Source organism: Pseudomonas sp. GL-R-19 (genome assembly GCF_019956375.1).
In the GTDB taxonomy this organism is placed as follows: domain Bacteria; phylum Pseudomonadota; class Gammaproteobacteria; order Pseudomonadales; family Pseudomonadaceae; genus Aquipseudomonas.
Window position 1 is genome coordinate 148,857 of record NZ_JAHBDJ010000088.1, and the last position, 17,053, is coordinate 165,909.

Below are 17,053 nucleotides of genomic sequence, written 5' to 3' on the forward strand. Positions count from 1 at the left end.
ATACAAAAAGGCGGAGACAACGCAATGCACAACAATAAGAGTCACGGCTTCACCGTAGCGCGCTACACCTTGCTGGCCTCGGCCATTCTGGCCGTCATCGCGCCGGCGGCCCATGGGTTCGAGCTCGATCTGGGCAATCCGGACTGGACCGCGCGTCTGGATAACACCGTGAAGTACAACTACGGCGTACGCACCGAAAGCGCCGACAAACGCATGTTGGCAACGCCGAACAACAACGACGGCGACTACAACTTTCGCAAGGCCGGCACCAACATCACCAACCGTATCGACCTGTTGACCGAAATGGACGTGGTCTACAAAAACGCCATGGGCTTTCGCGTCAGCGCCGCCAGCTGGTACGACAAGGCCTACGACAACACCGGTTCCAATTCCAACCCGTTCGTCAACGGCAACGATGCGCGTTCGGGCCTGATCGCCAACGACCCGCGCCTGGCCGGGGTCACCCATGACAACGTCGGCAATGGCAGCCCGCACCTGAGCAACTATGCCCAGCGCTACTACAGCGGTCCTTCGGGCGAAATCCTCGATGCCTTCGTGTTCTACAGCACTGAAGTGGGCGAGGAGTCGATGTTCAGCGCCAAGGCCGGTCAGCACAACGTGTTCTGGGGCGAGACCATTCTCAACCCGGTGCACTCGGTCAGCTACGGCCAGTCCGGCCTCGACCTGGCCAAGCTGGCCGCGTCGCCGGGTACCGAGGCCAAGGAACTTTTCGTTCCGCGTAACCAGTTGTCGATGTCGTTCACCGTCAATCCCGAGTTGACCGTGGGTGCCCAGTATTTCCTCGATTGGGACGCCGCGCGTCTGCCGGAAGCCGGTACTTACTACGGTGGTTCCGACCTGGTCGGCTTTGGTGCGCAATCGTTCCTGCTCGGCAACACCAACGGCGTGGTGCCTGGCAGTCCACTGGGTTGTGGCCTGGCGCCGTGCAACGCGTTGACCAACGTGCGTCGCGGCCATGACCTGACACCGGGCAGCAGCGGCGACTGGGGCATCATGGCCAAGTGGTCGCCGGCCTGGCTGGATGGCACCCTCGGCGTTTACTACCGCGAAACCTCGGAAATCCTGCCGCAAGCCTTTCTGGACGCCAGGGGCATTACCTCGGCCAACCCCAACGGCACCCGTCCGGCGGGGCAAGTGCCTGCGGTGATCAACACCCTCAATTCGCTGGACACCGCCACCTATCAGATGGCCTATGCCGACAACATCAAGATCTTTGGCCTGAGCCTGTCCAAGGATGTCGGCGGGATCAGCGTCGGTTCGGACCTGAACATCCGTCACAACATGCCGCTGGCCAGTATTCCGGCGATCGTCAGTACCCGCAGCCCGCTGGGCCTGGGGCAAGGGCTTGGTCTGCTGCCGGCGCGTACCGACGCCACCGGTGTGGTCTACGACACCCCGAGCCGCGGCGACAGCATGAGCGCCACCGGTGACACCTTGCACTGGACGCTCAACGGTCTGATGACCCTGCCGAAAACGCCGGTATTCGATCAGGCAACCGTGCTTGCCGAGCTGTACTACAGCAACCTGCTCAAGCTCGATGACAAGAACTCGGCACTCTACAAGGGCAAGGACAGCTATCGCGGCATCGACGCGCCGACCCGTGACAACTGGGGTCTGGCAGTCAACTTCACACCGACCTGGTACCAGGTGTTTCCCGGTGTCGACCTCAACGCGCCGATGTCGGTCAACGTCGGTCTTGCTGGCGTGTCACCGGTCTCCGGTGGCGGTGCCAAGGACACCGGCAACTATGCCGTGGGCGTCGGTGCCGTTGTGTACAACAAATACTTCGTTGACTTGAAGTACGTGGACTCCTTCGGCAAGACCGAAAAATGCAATGTCAGCGGTGTGAGTACCGGCCCGAACGGTGGTGACGGCTCCACGCCCAACGCCTTTAGCGGCAATGAAAACTACGCCTGTTTCGCCGGTGGCTACTCGTCCTTCTCCGGAGGTGGTGCCACGACTGAGGACCGTGGCGCCGTGTACTTGACGATGAAAACAACCTTTTGATTCACCACTGATTTGCTCAATGCAAGCAGGAGAATAACAAGATGAAATTCGCACAAACCGTGTTGGCCGCTTCGCTGGCCATGGTCCTTGCCGCCCAGGCACAGGCCGCTGTTTCAACCCAGGAAGCTGCCAGGCTGGGCACCAGCCTGACCCTGGTGGGCGCTGAAAAAGCCGGGAACGCTGATGGTTCCATTCCTGCCTACAACGGTGGCCTGACCACGCCGCCGGCCAGCTTCAAGGCCGGTGACAACATGCGCCCGGACCCGTTTGCCAGTGAAAAGCCGGTACTGGTGATCGACGGCAAGAATGTCGATCAGTACAAGGGCATGCTCACGGCGACCACGGTAGAACTGACCAAGCGTTTCCCGACATTCCGTGTCGACGTGTTCCCGACGCACCGCACCGTGTCGCTGCCCCAGGCGATTCTGGATAACGGCGTGAAGAACGCCAGCGGCGCCAAGTCCCTGGAAGGTGGCCTGGCCATCGACAACGTGCTGCCGGGCGTGCCGTTCCCGATTCCACAATCGGGCAATGAAGCGATGTGGAACTTCCTGTTGCGCTACCAAGGCGTCAGCATCAGCACCAAGTACGACTCGTGGAACGTCGACTCCGCAGGTGTTCCGACCCTGGCGACCACCGGGCAAGCGAACATCTCCTACCCGATCTACGAAAACCTCTCGCAGCCGATCAGCAGCGCCGACGTGTACTACCAGATGAAGCTGGCGTACACCGGCCCTGCACGCCGGGCCGGCGAAGCGGTGATGCTCAAGGACGCCGCCAACCCGTTGCAGCAGCCACGTCGCGCCTGGCAATACCTGCCAGGTCAGCGTCGGGTGAAACTGGCACCGAACCTGGCCTACGACACGCCTAACCCGGGTACCGCTGGCGCGGGCACCTACGATGACGTGTTCGTGTTCAACGGTGCACTGGATCGCTACGACTGGAAACTGGTGGGCAAGCAGGAAATGATCGTGCCTTACAACACCTACAAGCTGACCTACGTCCAGGATCCGAAGTCGCTGACCACGGCCAATCACCTGTCACCTGACTTCGTGCGTTGGGAGAAACACCGCGTGTGGGTCGTCGAAGGCAACCTCAAGGCCGGTGCCCGTCACATCTACGCCAAGCGCCGCTTCTACCTCGACGAAGACAGCTGGACCGCTCTGGCCTCGGATCAATATGACGCCCGTGGTCAGCTCTATCGTGGTTCGTTTGCCTTCCTGAGCCAGAGCTACGACAAGCAGGTGCCGGATTCGACGCCCTTCATGATCTACGACCTGGTCGGTGGTTCGTACAACATCAACGGTGTAGTCGGCCCGTACGGCGGCATCAAGTACATCGAGCCGCTCTCCAAGGCGCAGTGGTCGTCGGAATCCCTGGCTGGCGCTGGCATTCGCTAAGCCAACCGCAACAACGCACCCGCACGGTCGGGTGCGTTGTTGTAGGAGCGAGCTTGCTCGCGATGGACCAGAGGGCGACGCGGGCATCCAGACAGCACGCGTCATCGTTCACGACCATCGCGAGCAAGCTCGCTCCTACAACGGCATGAACGTCAGGCACACGGATGTGTGTCCCGGCGCGGTTTTCCGAAGAGGACGCAGTATGTGTTCGTATAAAAATAATATTTTGCGGCTGGCGTTTGGTGTCGTGCTCTGCCTGTCGCAGGGCGTCACTCAGGCGGCCGATTACGTCGATGTGCTGGACCTGCCCGCCAGGGTCAGTGCCTTGGCCATCAACAGCCCGCTGTCTGGCATGACCCGCGCCGGCGGGCGCGTGATCGCCGTCGGCCAGCGTGGCCATATTCTGTTTTCCGATGATGCCGGCAAGCATTGGCAACAGGCCGCCGTACCGGCCAGTGCCGACCTCACTGCGGTGAATTTTCCGACTGCCACCCAAGGCTGGGCGGTGGGTAATGACGGCGTGGTGCTGCACAGCAGCGACGCCGGTGCGACCTGGCAAAAACAGCTCGACGGTCGTCAGATCGGCGCCTTGCTGGTCAAGCACTACACGGCGCTGGCCAGCGCCGAACCGGGTAATGAGCAATGGCCGCTGCTGGTTGCCGAGGGCCAGCGGTTGGCCGAGCAGGGCGCGGACAAACCGCTGCTCGACGTCTGGTTCGCCAACGACAAAACGGGCTATGTGGTCGGCGTGTTCAACCTGATCCTGCGCACCGACGACGGTGGCCTGACCTGGACGCCATTCCAGGATCGCACCGACAACCCTCAGGGTTTTCACCTCAACGCCATCGCCTCCACCGGTGACGCTTTGTACATCGTCGGCGAACAAGGCCTGTTGCTCAAATGGGACGACAGCGCCCAACGCTTCAATGCCGTGCCAACGCCTTATCAAGGCAGCTTCTTCGGCGTGCTCGGCAAGCCTGGCGAAGTGCTGGTCTACGGCCTGCGCGGCAATGTGCTGCGCAGCGCCGACGGCGGCCAGAGCTGGACTGCACTGGACAGCGGCCTGCACGTCAGCATCACCGCGGGCCTGATCGATGCCCGTGGCAATTATCGCTTGTTCACCCAGGGCGGGCAGATGCTGGTCAGCCAAGGGACGGGCGCGCAGTTGCGTCTGAAGCAGCAACCGGCACCGACCCCGGTCGCCGGTGCCACCCAGTCCGCCGCTGGCGCATTGGTGCTGGCCGGCAGCCGTGGTGCCCGGACGCTGTCCGCCGATCCAGCCCTCGAACCCTAAGAGCGAGAACCCAGACATGGGCAATATCAAACAAGACGCCATGCCGGTGATTCGCGATCTGCGTGATTTCGATCGTCGCTCCGGCAACCTCCTCGAGCGGCTGGTGTTCAACTACCGTCCGCTGTTCATGCTGCTGATGGCGCTCGCCACCGTGGTACTGGGCTTCATGGCCGTGACTCGCCTGGAGCTGCGCCCCAGCTTCGAAAAAATGATCCCCCAGAGCCAGCCCTACATTCAGAACTTCCTGGAAAACCGCGCTTCGCTGCGCGGGTTGGGCAACTCGGTGCGGGTGGTGGTCGAGAACACCCAGGGCGATATTTTCGATCCCGAATATCTCGACGTGCTCAAGCAGGTCAACGACCAGTTGTTCCTCACCGAAGGCGTCGACCGCGCGTGGATGAAGTCGCTGTGGAGCCCGGCGGTGCGCTGGACCGAAGTCACCGAGGACGGTTTCCAGGGTGGCCCGGTGATGCCCGACAGTTATCAGGGCTCGCCCTCCGATATTGAGCAGCTGCGCCAGAACATCTCCCGCGCCGGTCTGGTGGGCAGCCTGGTGGCCAGCGATTTCAAGTCGACCATGCTGATCGTGCCGCTGATGGACAAAGCCGCGGCCGGTGGCCAACGCATCAACTACCACGCTTTTTCGCAGATGCTCGAAGAGCAGTTGCGCGACAAGATCGAATACGCCGGTGACAGCACTGCGCGTAAATCCGGGGTCGAAGGCACCGGCCATTACAAGGTGCGGGTGATCGGCTTCGCCAAGCTCATGGGCGACCTGATCGACGGCCTGATCCAGGTGATGATGTTCTTCGGCCTGGCCGTGGTCACTTCGCTGATCATCATCTACGCCTACACCCGTTGCGTGCGCAGCACCTTGCTGGTGGTCGGCTGCTCGCTGATCGCGGTGGTCTGGCAACTGGGCATTGTCGCCTGGCTGGGTTATGCCATCGATCCGTACTCGGTGCTGGTGCCGTTCTTGATCTTCGCCATCGGCGTGTCCCATGCCGCGCAGAAGATGAACGGCATCATGCAGGACATCGCCCGTGGCACCCACAAGCTGATCGCCGCGCGCTACACCTTCCGCCGCCTGTTCATCGCCGGGGTTACTGCGTTGCTCGCTGACGCGGTGGGTTTTGCGGTGTTGATGCTGATCGACATCCCGGTGATCCAGGACCTGGCGATCACCGCCAGCATCGGCGTCGCGGTACTGATCTTCACCTCGCTGTTGCTGATGCCGGTGGCCCTGTCCTATGTCGGTGTGGGCGCGAAAGCCGCCGAGCGTGCGCTGAAAATCGACAACCGCGCAGAGAAGCACAAAGGCTTCGGCAAACTCTGGGACGCGCTCGACCGCTTCACCACCGCCAAGTGGGCCACGGGCGCGGTTCTGGTCGCGGTGCTTATGGGCATCGGCGGTTTCATGGTCAGCCTGAACCTGAAGATCGGCGACCTGGACAGCGGTGCGCCGGAACTGCGCGCCGACTCGCGCTACAACCGCGACAACGCCTACATCACCCAGCATTACGCGCTGTCCAGCGACCTGTTCGCGGTGATGATCAAGACGGCACCGGAAGGCTGCCTGAACTACAAGACCCTGGTGCTCGCCGACCGCCTGGCCTGGGAGCTGCAACAGTATCCGGGCGTGCAGGCCACGGCTTCGCTGGTCAACGCCGTACGCCAGATCACCGCCGGCACCTACGAAGGCAACCCCAAGCTCAACAGCATCCAGCGTAACCAGGACGTGCTCAACTACGCCGCGCAACAAGCCTCGGTCAACTCGCCGGAGCTGTTCAACACCGACTGTTCGCTGATGCCGGTGATCACCTTCCTCAAGGATCACAAGGCCGAGACGCTGGATGCCGTGGTGGCGATTGCCGACAAGTTCGCCAAGGAAAACAGCACCCCTGATCGCCAGTTCCTGCTCGCTGCCGGCACCGCCGGGATCGAGGCCGCGACCAACATTGTGGTGCGCGAAGCCAACCGCACCATGCTGCTGTACGTGTATGCAGCGGTGACGCTGTTCTGCCTGATCACCTTCCGCAGCTGGCGCGCCACGCTGGTGGCGCTGTTGCCGTTGGTGCTGACTTCGATCCTCTGCGAAGCCTTGATGGTGGCCATGGGCATCGGCGTGAAAGTCGCGACCCTGCCGGTGATCGCCCTCGGCGTGGGTATCGGCGTCGACTACGCCTTGTACCTGCTCAGCGTGCAACTGCACTTCCAGCGCCAGGGCCTGCCGTTATCCCAGGCTTACCGCAACGCCGTGTCGTTCACTGGCCGCGTGGTCGGGCTAGTGGGCATCACCCTCGCGGCCGGCGTGGTGTGCTGGGTCTGGTCGCCGATCAAGTTCCAGGCCGACATGGGCATCCTGCTGACCTTCATGTTCCTGTGGAACATGCTCGGCGCGCTGATCCTCATTCCTGCGCTTTCGTACTTCCTGTTGCGCGAACGGGCCCCTCAGCCCGGTTCTGTCGCGGCAGCCGAAAACATTGAATCCACTGAACGTCCCGGCATGCCCCATGCCGTGACCACTTCCGAGTAAGCCAAGATGTCTGATTACAAAGCTCCCCTGCGCGACATGCGCTTCGTACTCAACGAGGTTTTCCAGGTGTCCCGGCTCTGGGCACAATTGCCCGGCCTGGCCGACGTGATCGATGAAGAGACCGCCGCCGCCATCCTCGAAGAGGCCGGCAAGATCAGCGGTGAAGTGATCGCGCCACTGAACCGCGCCAGCGACGAACAGGGCTGCACCTGGAGCAATGGCGCGGTCAGCGCCCCGGACGGTTTTGCCCAGGCCTATCAAGCCTTCGCCGAAGGCGGTTGGGTGGGGGTCGGCGGTGATCCGCAGTACGGCGGCATGGGCATGCCCAAGGCGATTTCGGCGCAGGTCGAAGAGATGGTGAACTCGGCCAGCCTGTCGTTCGGCCTGTACCCGATGCTGACCGCCGGCGCCTGCCTGTCGATCAAGGCCCACGCCAGTGAAGAACTGAAAGCGGCTTACTTGCCGAACATGTACGCCGGCACCTGGACCGGTTCGATGTGCCTGACCGAAGCCCATTCCGGTACTGACCTGGGTCTGATCCGCACCCGCGCCGAGCCACAGGCCGATGGCAGCTACAAGGTCAGCGGCAGCAAGATTTTCATCACCGGTGGCGAGCACGACCTCACCGAAAACATCATCCATCTGGTGCTGGCACGACTGCCGGATGCACCGGCGGGGCCCAAAGGCATCTCGCTGTTCCTGGTGCCCAAGGTGCTGGTCAATGCCGACGGTTCGCTGGGTGAAAACAACGCGCTGTCCTGCGGCTCCATTGAGCACAAGATGGGCATCAAGGCCTCCGCTACTTGCGTGATGAACTTCGACGGTGCCACCGGCTGGATCGTCGATGCACCGAACAAAGGCCTGGCGGCCATGTTCACCATGATGAATTACGAGCGTCTGGGCGTGGGCATCCAGGGCCTGGCCCAAGGTGAGCGTTCGTACCAGAACGCCGTCGCCTACGCCCGTGACCGCCTGCAAAGCCGCGCACCGACCGGCGCGCAGCACAAGGACAAAGCGGCCGACCCGATCATCGTCCACCCGGACGTGCGCCGCATGCTGTTGACCATGAAAGCCTTGAACGAAGGCGGCCGTGCGTTCTCAAGTTACGTGGCCCTGCAACTGGACATCGCCAAGTACAGCGAAGACGCACCGACACGCCAACGCGCGCAGGATCTGGTATCGCTGCTGACCCCGGTGGCGAAGGCATTTCTTACCGACATGGGCCTGGAGACGACCATCCATGGCCAGCAGATCTTCGGCGGCCACGGCTACATCCGTGAGTGGGGCCAGGAGCAACTGGTGCGTGATGTGCGCATCACCCAGATCTACGAAGGCACCAACGGCATCCAGTCCCTGGACTTGGCCGGGCGCAAGATCGTCGGCAGCGGCGGGGCGCTCTACCGTTTGTTCGCCTCGGAAATCCGCAGTTTCACCGCCAATGCCTGCGCGGACCTGGGCGAGTTCACCCAGCCGTTGAACGCCGCCGTCGACACCCTCGACGAGCTGACCGCGTGGTTGCTCGACCGGGCACAAAACAACCCGAACGAAATCGGCGCGGCCTCGGTCGAGTACCTGCACGTGTTCGGCTACACCGCGTACGCCTACATGTGGGCGCGCATGGCCAAGGTCGTCATGAGCGGCGATGCCGAGGACGATTTCTACACCAGCAAACTGGCCACCGCGCGTTTCTACTTCGCTCGGTTGCTGCCGCGTATCCACTCGTTGAGCGCATCGGCCAAGGCCGGCAGCGACTGCCTCTACGAGCTGCAAGCCGATCAGTTCTGATCGAAAGGACAAGGAACCTTAATCATGATGGCGACAAAAATAATTCCGCCCGCCGACGGCGCTTATGCCTATCCGTTGCTGATCAAGCAACTGCTGCTGTCCGGCGTGCGCTACGAGCCGGGCCGGGAAATCGTCTACGCCGACAAGCTGCGCTACAGCTACGAGACCCTCAACAAGCGTATTCGCCGCCTGGCCAATGCGCTGACCGCGGCCGGGGTCAAGGCCGGTGACACCGTGGCGCTGCTCGACTGGGACAGCCACCGCTACCTGGAATGCTTCTTCGCCGTGCCGATGATCGGCGCGGTGCTGCACACGGTGAACATTCGCCTGTCGCCGGAGCAGGTGCTGTTCACCATGAACCACGCCGAGGATGACCTGGTGCTGGTGCATGACGATTTCCTGCCCTTGGTCGAGCAGATCCACGGACGGCTGGAAACCGTAAAAGGCTACCTGCAGCTCACCGATGACGAGGCGACCAGGACCTCGCTGCCGGTGCTGGGCGAATACGAACACCTGCTGTCCCTGGCCCCGGACCAGTACGACTTCCCCGATTTCGACGAGAACTCGGTCGCCACGCTGTTCTACACCACCGGCACCACCGGCGACCCGAAAGGCGTGTACTTCAGTCACCGGCAACTGGTGCTGCATACCCTGAATGCCGTCGGCACCCTGGGCGTCTATCAAGGTGCGCCGCTGTTGCGCTCCGACGACGTCTACATGCCGATCACGCCGATGTTCCACGTGCATGCCTGGGGCGTGCCGTACGTCGCGACCCTGATGGGCATCAAGCAGGTGTATCCCGGCCGCTACGAACCCAACAGCCTGGTCCGGCTGTACCGCGAAGAGAAGGTGACCTTCTCCCACTGCGTGCCGACCATTTTGCAGATGATCCTCAATTGCGAGGAAGGCAAGGCGACCCGTTTCGACGGCTGGAAAATGCTCCTCGGTGGCAGCGCCTTGACCCTGGGCGTTGCCAGCGAAGCCAATGCCAAAGGCATGGTGGTGCACGCCGGCTACGGCATGTCGGAAACCTGCCCGTTGCTGTGCCTGACGTACCTGCGCGATGAAGACCTGCAGCTGTCCGCCGAAGCGCAACTGCCGATCCGCATCAAGACCGGCACGCCGGTGCCGATGGTTGACCTGAAGATCATCGACGCCGACGGCAACGACGTGGCCCATGACGGCGAGTCCCTGGGCGAAATCGTCGTGCGCGCGCCGTGGCTGACCCAGGGCTATCTGAAAGCCCCGGACAAAGGCGCGGAACTGTGGCACAACGGCTGGCTGCACACCGGCGACATGGCCTCTATCGACGCTTTGGGCGGCGTGGAAATCAAGGACCGCATCAAGGACGTGATCAAGACCGGTGGCGAGTGGATCAGCTCTCTTGAACTGGAAAGCCTGATCAGCGAACACCCGGGCGTGATGTCCGTCGCCGTGGTGGGCATTGCCGACGAACAATGGGGCGAACGGCCCATGGCCATGGTCGTCTGCGAGCCGGGGCAATACCTCGACCGCAAGATCCTGGAGGTTCATTTGCAAGCCTTCGTCGACGGCGGGCGCATCAACAAATGGGCGATCCCCAAGCAGTTCAAATTCGTCGCCGAAATCCCCAAGACCAGCGTCGGCAAGATCAACAAGAAGCTGATTCGGGAAACGGAAGCGAACTGAGGTTGTAGGAGCGAGCCTGCTCCGGGCGGCGTTCCGACGATGGACTCGAGAACGCCGCGTTATTGTAGGAGCGAGCTTGCTCGCGATGGACTGGAGAGCGCCGCGTATAACCAGGAAACACGCGTTATCGTTAACGACCATCGCGAGCGAGCTCGCTCCTACAGAATTCCACCGTCGTCAGGCGGTTTCTGGATAGTTTGCGGGGCGTCATCTTTGTCATAGTCCTGGCCAAAGATAACGCCCCGTCGGTCGCGGTTTTCAGCGCTTGTGCCAAGCTGAACGGGGTATTGAACCGCCGCGTATTCAATTGCCGGTCAGTCAAATCCCAGGAAGCCCACGACATGAACTTCACCCGTGCATCAAACGTCCGCCACGAGTTCTATAAAGCCGTCTGGTTCTACTTCAAAGTGGTCTGGCCGATCTTCTCGATACTGCTGTTAGTGATCATTGCCTTCGGCCTCATCATCGCCCAACTGGAAGGGTGGAGCCCGGATGACGGTGTCTACTTCGCCTTCGTGACGGGCCTGACCATCGGCTATGGAGAACTGGTGCCCAAACTGGGCATCTCGCGAGTGCTGGCAGTGCTGCTGGGTTTCAACGGCGTGCTGATGACCGCGACGTTCGCGGCGATCAGTGTCCGGGCGATTGAAGTGACGGTGACGGCGTCACGCAAGGGTGTGTAGGAGCGAGCTCGCTCGCGATGATCGTCAACGATAACGCGCAAATTCTGGATAAACGCGGTGTCGTTGAGAGCTTCACTGTAGGAGCGAGCTTGCTCGCGATGGTCGTCAACGATAACGCGCAAATTCTGGATAAGCGCGGTGTCCTTGAGTGCTTCGCGAGCAAGCTCGCTCCTACAGGTCCTTCAGCCCTCAGGCCAAGGGTGCAATGCCTAAGCCTCCCAACCCGCCCCAGTCACCGCCGCCTGCACCAAAGGGTGCAGGTCCGCCCCCTGATGTTCCGTCTGCCAGGCCTGCAATTCCCTGCGCATGCTCGGCGCCCAGTACAACTGCATATGATTGCGCACGCCGAGCACTGCCTGTTGCTGGTCCGGCTGGCTGGCAAAGTACTGGGCAATCTGGTTGGCCATCTTGATCAGGTTGTCAGTACTCATCGGCGTACCTCGGCTTTGGTCCCGCGTGCCTGGCGACGTGCGTCGAGCAGACGCTGTTGTTCATCGCTGAACTCCTGGAAGCGTTTTTGCCACTCCGAAGGGTGGTAGACGCGGCTGACTTCCACGGCGGTGACCTTGTACTCCGGACAGTTGGTGGCCCAGTCGGAGTTGTCGGTGGTGATGACGTTGGCCCCCGATTCCGGGAAGTGGAAGGTGGTGTACACCACGCCCGGGGCGACCCGTTCGGTAATCCGCGCACGTAGCACGGTCTGGCCGGCGCGGCTGCCGATGCCGACCCAGTCACCTTCGTTGATGCCACGGCTCTCGGCGTCGCTCGGGTGGATTTCCAGGCGATCTTCGTCATGCCAGGCGACGTTGTCGGTGCGCCGGGTCTGGGCGCCGACGTTGTACTGGCTGAGGATGCGCCCGGTGGTCAGCAGCAGCGGATAGCGACTGTTGACCTTTTCCTCGGTGGGCACGTAACCGGTGAGCATGAAGCGCCCCTTGCCACGCACGAATTCTTCGATGTGCATGGTTGGCGTGCCATCCGGTGCCTCGGCGTTGCACGGCCATTGCAGGCTGCCATGGCGCTCAAGTTCCGCGTAGCTGACGTTGGTGAAAGTCGGCGTCAGGCTGGCGATTTCATCCATGATTTGCGACGGGTGCTGGTAATTCATCGGGTAACCCAGGGCATTGGCCAGGGCTACGGTGCCTTCCCAGTCGGCCTTGCCGCCCAGCGGCTCCATGACTTTGCGCACGCGGGAGATGCGTCGTTCGGCGTTGGTGAAGGTGCCGTCTTTTTCCAGGAACGAGCAGCCCGGCAGGAACACGTGGGCGAACTTGGCGGTTTCGTTGAGGAAAATGTCCTGCACCACGATGCACTCCATGGCCGACAGAGCCGCGGTGACGTGCTGGGTATTGGGGTCGCTCTGGGCGATGTCTTCGCCCTGGCAATACAGGCCCTTGAAGCTGCCGGTCAGGGCCGACTCGAACATGTTGGGGATGCGCAGGCCCGGATCGGGTTGCAGGGTGACGTTCCAGGCTTGTTCGAACTGCGCCCGTACCGTTTCGTTGGAAACATGCCGGTAACCGGGCAGCTCGTGGGGGAAGGAACCCATGTCGCAGGAGCCCTGCACGTTGTTCTGCCCGCGCAGCGGGTTCACGCCCACGCCTTCGCGACCGATGTTGCCGGTGGCCATGGCGAGGTTGGCAATACCCATCACCGAGGTGCTGCCCTGGCTGTGTTCGGTGACGCCAAGGCCGTAGTAGATCGCCGCGTTGCCGCCGGTGGCATACAGGCGCGCAGCGGCACGGATGTCGGCAGCGGGTACACCGCAGACAGGGCCAAGGGCTTCCGGCGAGTTTTCCGCACGGCTGACGAATTCACTCCAGATCGCGAAATCGCTACCCTCGCAACGGGCGTCGATAAAGGCCTGGTTGAGCAAGCCTTCGGTGACAATCACGTGGGCCAGGGCGTTGAGCATGGCAACGTTAGTGCCGGGGCGCAGGGCCAGGTGATACTCGGCGCGGGCATGCACCGTATCCACCAGATCGATGCGTCGTGGGTCGATGACGATCAGCCGCGCGCCTTCACGCAGACGGCGTTTGAGCTGGGAGGCGAACACCGGGTGGGCGTCGCTGGGGTTGGCGCCTATCACCAGGATCACATCGGCCTGCATCACCGAGTCGAAACTCTGGGTGCCGGCGGACTCGCCAAGGGTCTGCTTCAGGCCATAGCCGGTCGGCGAGTGGCAGACTCGCGCACAGGTGTCGACGTTGTTGTTGCCGAACGCGGCGCGCACCAGTTTTTGCACCAGATAGGTTTCTTCGTTGGTGCAGCGGCTGGAGGTGATGCCACCGATGGAGTCGCGACCATATTTTTGCTGCAGGCGGCGGAATTCGCTGGCGGCGTAGGTCACCGCTTCATCCCAGCTGACTTCCTGCCACGGGTCGCTGATGTGCTTGCGGATCATCGGCTTGGTGATGCGATCCGGGTGGGTGGCGTAGCCCCAGGCGAAGCGCCCCTTGACGCAGGAGTGGCCGTGGTTGGCCTGGCCGTTCTTGTCCGGAACCATGCGCACCAGTTGGTCGCCTTTCATCTCGGCACGGAACGAGCAGCCCACGCCGCAATAGGCGCAGGTGGTGATCACGCTGCGTTCGGGCTGGCCCAGTTCGACCACGCTTTTTTCCATCAGGGTCGCGGTGGGGCAGGCTTGCACACAGGCGCCGCAGGACACGCATTCAGAGTCGAGGAAGTTCTCGCCGCCGGCGGCCGCAACCCGGGATTCGAAACCGCGCCCGGTAATGGTCAGGGCAAAGGTGCCCTGGGTTTCTTCGCAGGCGCGCACGCAGCGGTTGCAGACGATGCACTTGCTCGGGTCGTAGTCGAAATAGGGGTTGGAGGTGTCTTTCACGTCCTCCAGATGGTTCTCGCCTTCATAGCCATAACGCACTTCCCGCAGGCCGACCTGACCGGCCACGGTTTGCAGCTCGCAGTTGCCGTTGGCCGAGCAGGTCAGGCAGTCCAGCGGGTGATCGGAGATGTACAGCTCCATGACGTTACGGCGCAGGGTCGCGAGCTTTGGCGTCTGGGTGTGCACGCTCATGCCTTCGGTGACCGGCGTGGTGCAGGACGCCGGATAACCGCGCATGCCGTCGATCTCCACCAGGCACATGCGGCAGGAGCCAAAAGGTTCCAGGCTGTCGGTGGCACAGAGTTTGGGAATAGTCGTGCCCAGCAGCGCGGCGGCGTGCATCACCGAGGTGCCTTCGGGCACGCTGATGCTGCGGCCGTCAATGTTCAGGGTGACTTGCACCTGGCTGTTGCGGGCTGGCGTACCGAGGTCGATATCGGTTTTCGGGTCGAAGAGAGTGATCATTGTTCGGCCTCCGAGGCTTGCAGACCGAAGTCAGCGGGGAAGTGCTTGAGGGCGCTGGCCACGGGATAAGACGTCATGCCGCCCAACGCGCACAGCGAACCGTATTGCAGGGTGTCGCACAGGTCCTTGAGGATGATCACCTGCTCATCACGACCGCTCTGGTCGGGAGCGGCCAGCAGGCGGTCGATCACCTCGACGCCACGGGTTGAACCGATACGGCAAGGCGTGCATTTGCCACAGGATTCCTCGGCGCAGAACTGCATGGCGAAGCGTGCCATGCGGGCCATGTCCAGGGTCTCGTCAGCCACCACCACACCACCGTGACCGAGCATCGCGCCGATGGCCATAAAGGCTTCGTAATCCAGCGGCGTGTCGAATTGCGAAGGCGGCACCCAGGCGCCAAGCGGGCCGCCCACCTGTGCCGCCTTCAACGGCCGGCCACTGGCGGTCCCGCCACCGTAGTCTTCCACCAGTTCGCGCAAGGTCAGGCCAAAGGCCCGTTCCACCAAGCCGCCGTGACGCACATTGCCCGCCAACTGGAAGGGCATGGTGCCCAGGGAACGGCCCATGCCGTAATCGCGATAGAACTGCGCGCCCTTGGCCAGAATCAGCGGCACCGAGGCCAAAGTCAGCACGTTGTGCACCAGGGTCGGCAGGCCGAACAAACCCTGCAACGCTGGAATCGGCGGCTTGGCGCGGACGATCCCGCGCTTGCCTTCAAGGGAGTCCAGCAGCGCGGTTTCTTCACCGCAGATGTAGGCACCGGCACCGACGCGCACTTCCATATCGAAGGCCTGGCCGCTGCCGCCGACATTGGCGCCGAGGAAACCGGCTTCTCGGGCGATGTTCAACGCTGCACGCAGCGTGGTCACTGAATCCGGATATTCCGAGCGCACATAGATGTAGCCGAAGGTGGCGCCGACCGTAATGCCGGCAATCGCCATGCCTTCGATCAGCAGGAAGGGGTCGCCTTCCATCAGCATGCGATCGGCAAAAGTGCCGGAGTCGCCTTCGTCGGCGTTGCATACGATGTACTTTTGCGCAGCCTGAGTGCCGCGCACCGTGCGCCACTTGATCCCGGCCGGGAAAGCCGCGCCGCCACGGCCACGCAGGCCCGAATCGAATACCGCTGTCGCGGTCTGCTCGCCGCCAATGGCAATGGCCTGGGTCAGACCCTCGAAACCGCCGTGGGCCCGGTAATCCTCCAGAGACAGCGGCCGGGTGATGCCGGCGCGGGCGAACAGCAGGCGTTGTTGAGACTTCAGATAAGGCAACTCTTCCACCAGGCCCAAGGCCAGCGGATGCGCGGACGGCTCGGCTTGCAAGGCATCGAGCACTGACGGCACATCGGCCGCCGTCAGCGGGCCGAAGCCGATACGACCTTGCGGGCTGTCCACTTCCAGCAGCGGTTCCAGCCAATACAGACCGCGCGAACTGGTGCGCTGCAGCTCCAGCGGCAGATTGCGTTCCTGAGCCAGCGTGATCAGGGCCACAGCGACCTCATCGGCACCCACGGCACGGGCAAGAGAATCACAGGGCAGATAGAGCGTCGGCATCATGCGTCCTCCCGGCAAGCGTCGAGCAAGGCATCCAGACGCTCGGCACTGAGCCGCGCATGCACCCGGCCATCCAGCTCCAGAGCGGGCGAACAGGCACAGGCACCCAGGCAATACACCGGACGCAAGCTGATGCTGCCATCGGCGCTGCTGCCGTGATCATCCAGTTGCAGGCGCTCGCGCAACTGCGCGGCAAGCTGCTCGGCGCCACGGCTCTGGCACGACTCGGCCCGGCACAGACGCAGGATATGCCGCGCCGGCGGCGCGGTACGGAAATCATGGTAAAAACTGATCACCCCGCGAACCTCGGCCTGGCTCAGGTTGAGGGCATGGGCAATCTCGGGGACGGCGACATCGGGGACGTAACCGATACGCTCCTGAATATCATGAAGAATAGGCAACAGCGCACCCGGGGTGCCCTTATGGCGCTCCAGCAGACTGTTGACCACAGGCAGGTGCAACATCTCATCAGGCATTCAGCAATCCTCACAGTCACGGACAAACCAGGTGGTTGTCGGTTGTCCGAAAGTGTCGGCTGCGGCATTTACACCACGTCACGGTATCGTGGCATCTACAAACCGTCGGCCAGGGCACCCTGAGCGGGCATCTTGTTGTGCCCGGCACGGTCTTCGCCGCACCTCTAAAGGGGCATAAAAGCCAGATTGCCACGCGGCCCTTGAAACGGCTGCACCAGAGCGACGTGTTCGGTTCTGTCTACGACCTTGTATCGAGTCTGGAAGAATGAGGGTGGAGACGCCGTGCCAGAGGGGGCGGTTGCAGAAGTTATGCACAG

At 62.4% G+C, this 17,053-nt stretch carries 11 protein-coding genes; 7 read left to right on the forward strand and 4 right to left on the reverse strand.

All coding sequences use genetic code 11. The features are described from left to right. The first annotated feature begins 24 nt into the window (after window positions 1-24). From KGA83_RS28605 to KGA83_RS28635, 7 genes are all read left to right on the forward strand, one after another. Entirely contained in the window at window positions 25-2,028 is a 2,004-nt protein-coding gene (locus tag KGA83_RS28605; protein WP_223531422.1) for a DUF1302 domain-containing protein, read from the forward strand. 41 nt (window positions 2,029-2,069) lie between these two features. Further along, window positions 2,070-3,428 carry a DUF1329 domain-containing protein gene (locus tag KGA83_RS28610; RefSeq protein WP_223531423.1) on the forward strand — a complete coding sequence of 453 codons (1,359 nt, stop codon included), beginning with the start codon at window positions 2,070-2,072 and terminating at the stop codon, window positions 3,426-3,428. Between the two features lie 202 nt (window positions 3,429-3,630). Further along, on the forward strand, window positions 3,631-4,722 hold the full coding sequence (locus KGA83_RS28615) for a WD40/YVTN/BNR-like repeat-containing protein (protein WP_223531424.1): 1,092 nt from the start codon (window positions 3,631-3,633) through the stop codon (window positions 4,720-4,722). A 16-nt stretch (window positions 4,723-4,738) separates the two neighbouring features. Next, a complete protein-coding gene (locus KGA83_RS28620; protein WP_223531425.1) occupies window positions 4,739-7,258 on the forward strand; it encodes an efflux RND transporter permease subunit in 2,520 nt (839 codons plus the stop codon). A 6-nt stretch (window positions 7,259-7,264) separates the two neighbouring features. After that, entirely contained in the window at window positions 7,265-9,043 is a 1,779-nt protein-coding gene (locus KGA83_RS28625) for an acyl-CoA dehydrogenase C-terminal domain-containing protein (RefSeq protein WP_223531426.1), read from the forward strand. Between the two features lie 24 nt (window positions 9,044-9,067). Continuing rightward, entirely contained in the window at window positions 9,068-10,711 is a 1,644-nt protein-coding gene (locus tag KGA83_RS28630) for a fatty acid--CoA ligase (RefSeq protein WP_223531427.1), read from the forward strand. 341 nt (window positions 10,712-11,052) lie between these two features. Continuing rightward, window positions 11,053-11,394, forward strand: coding sequence for a potassium channel family protein (locus tag KGA83_RS28635; RefSeq protein ID WP_223531428.1), 342 nt, complete (start codon window positions 11,053-11,055; stop codon window positions 11,392-11,394). Between the two features lie 209 nt (window positions 11,395-11,603). Here the strand turns inward: KGA83_RS28635 and KGA83_RS28640 are convergent, their stop codons facing one another. Genes KGA83_RS28640 through KGA83_RS28655 form a run of 4 tightly spaced genes read right to left on the reverse strand, consistent with a single transcriptional unit; the run spans window position 11,604 to window position 16,736 of the window. Further along, complete coding sequence (locus KGA83_RS28640) at window positions 11,604-11,825, reverse strand: formate dehydrogenase subunit delta (RefSeq protein ID WP_108218317.1); 222 nt, start codon at window positions 11,823-11,825, stop codon at window positions 11,604-11,606. Next, window positions 11,822-14,704 carry a formate dehydrogenase subunit alpha gene (fdhF, locus tag KGA83_RS28645; protein ID WP_108218318.1) on the reverse strand — a complete coding sequence of 961 codons (2,883 nt, stop codon included), beginning with the start codon at window positions 14,702-14,704 and terminating at the stop codon, window positions 11,822-11,824. Before fdhF ends, KGA83_RS28640 begins: the two co-directional genes overlap by 4 nt. Further along, window positions 14,701-16,263 (reverse strand): formate dehydrogenase beta subunit, encoded by a 1,563-nt coding sequence (locus KGA83_RS28650; RefSeq protein ID WP_223531429.1) that lies wholly within the window; start codon window positions 16,261-16,263, stop codon window positions 14,701-14,703. The genes fdhF and KGA83_RS28650 overlap by 4 nt, the downstream gene beginning before the upstream one ends. Next, window positions 16,260-16,736, reverse strand: coding sequence for a formate dehydrogenase subunit gamma (locus KGA83_RS28655; protein WP_223531430.1), 477 nt, complete (start codon window positions 16,734-16,736; stop codon window positions 16,260-16,262). The genes KGA83_RS28650 and KGA83_RS28655 overlap by 4 nt, the downstream gene beginning before the upstream one ends. Window positions 16,737-17,053: the final 317 nt, after the last annotated feature.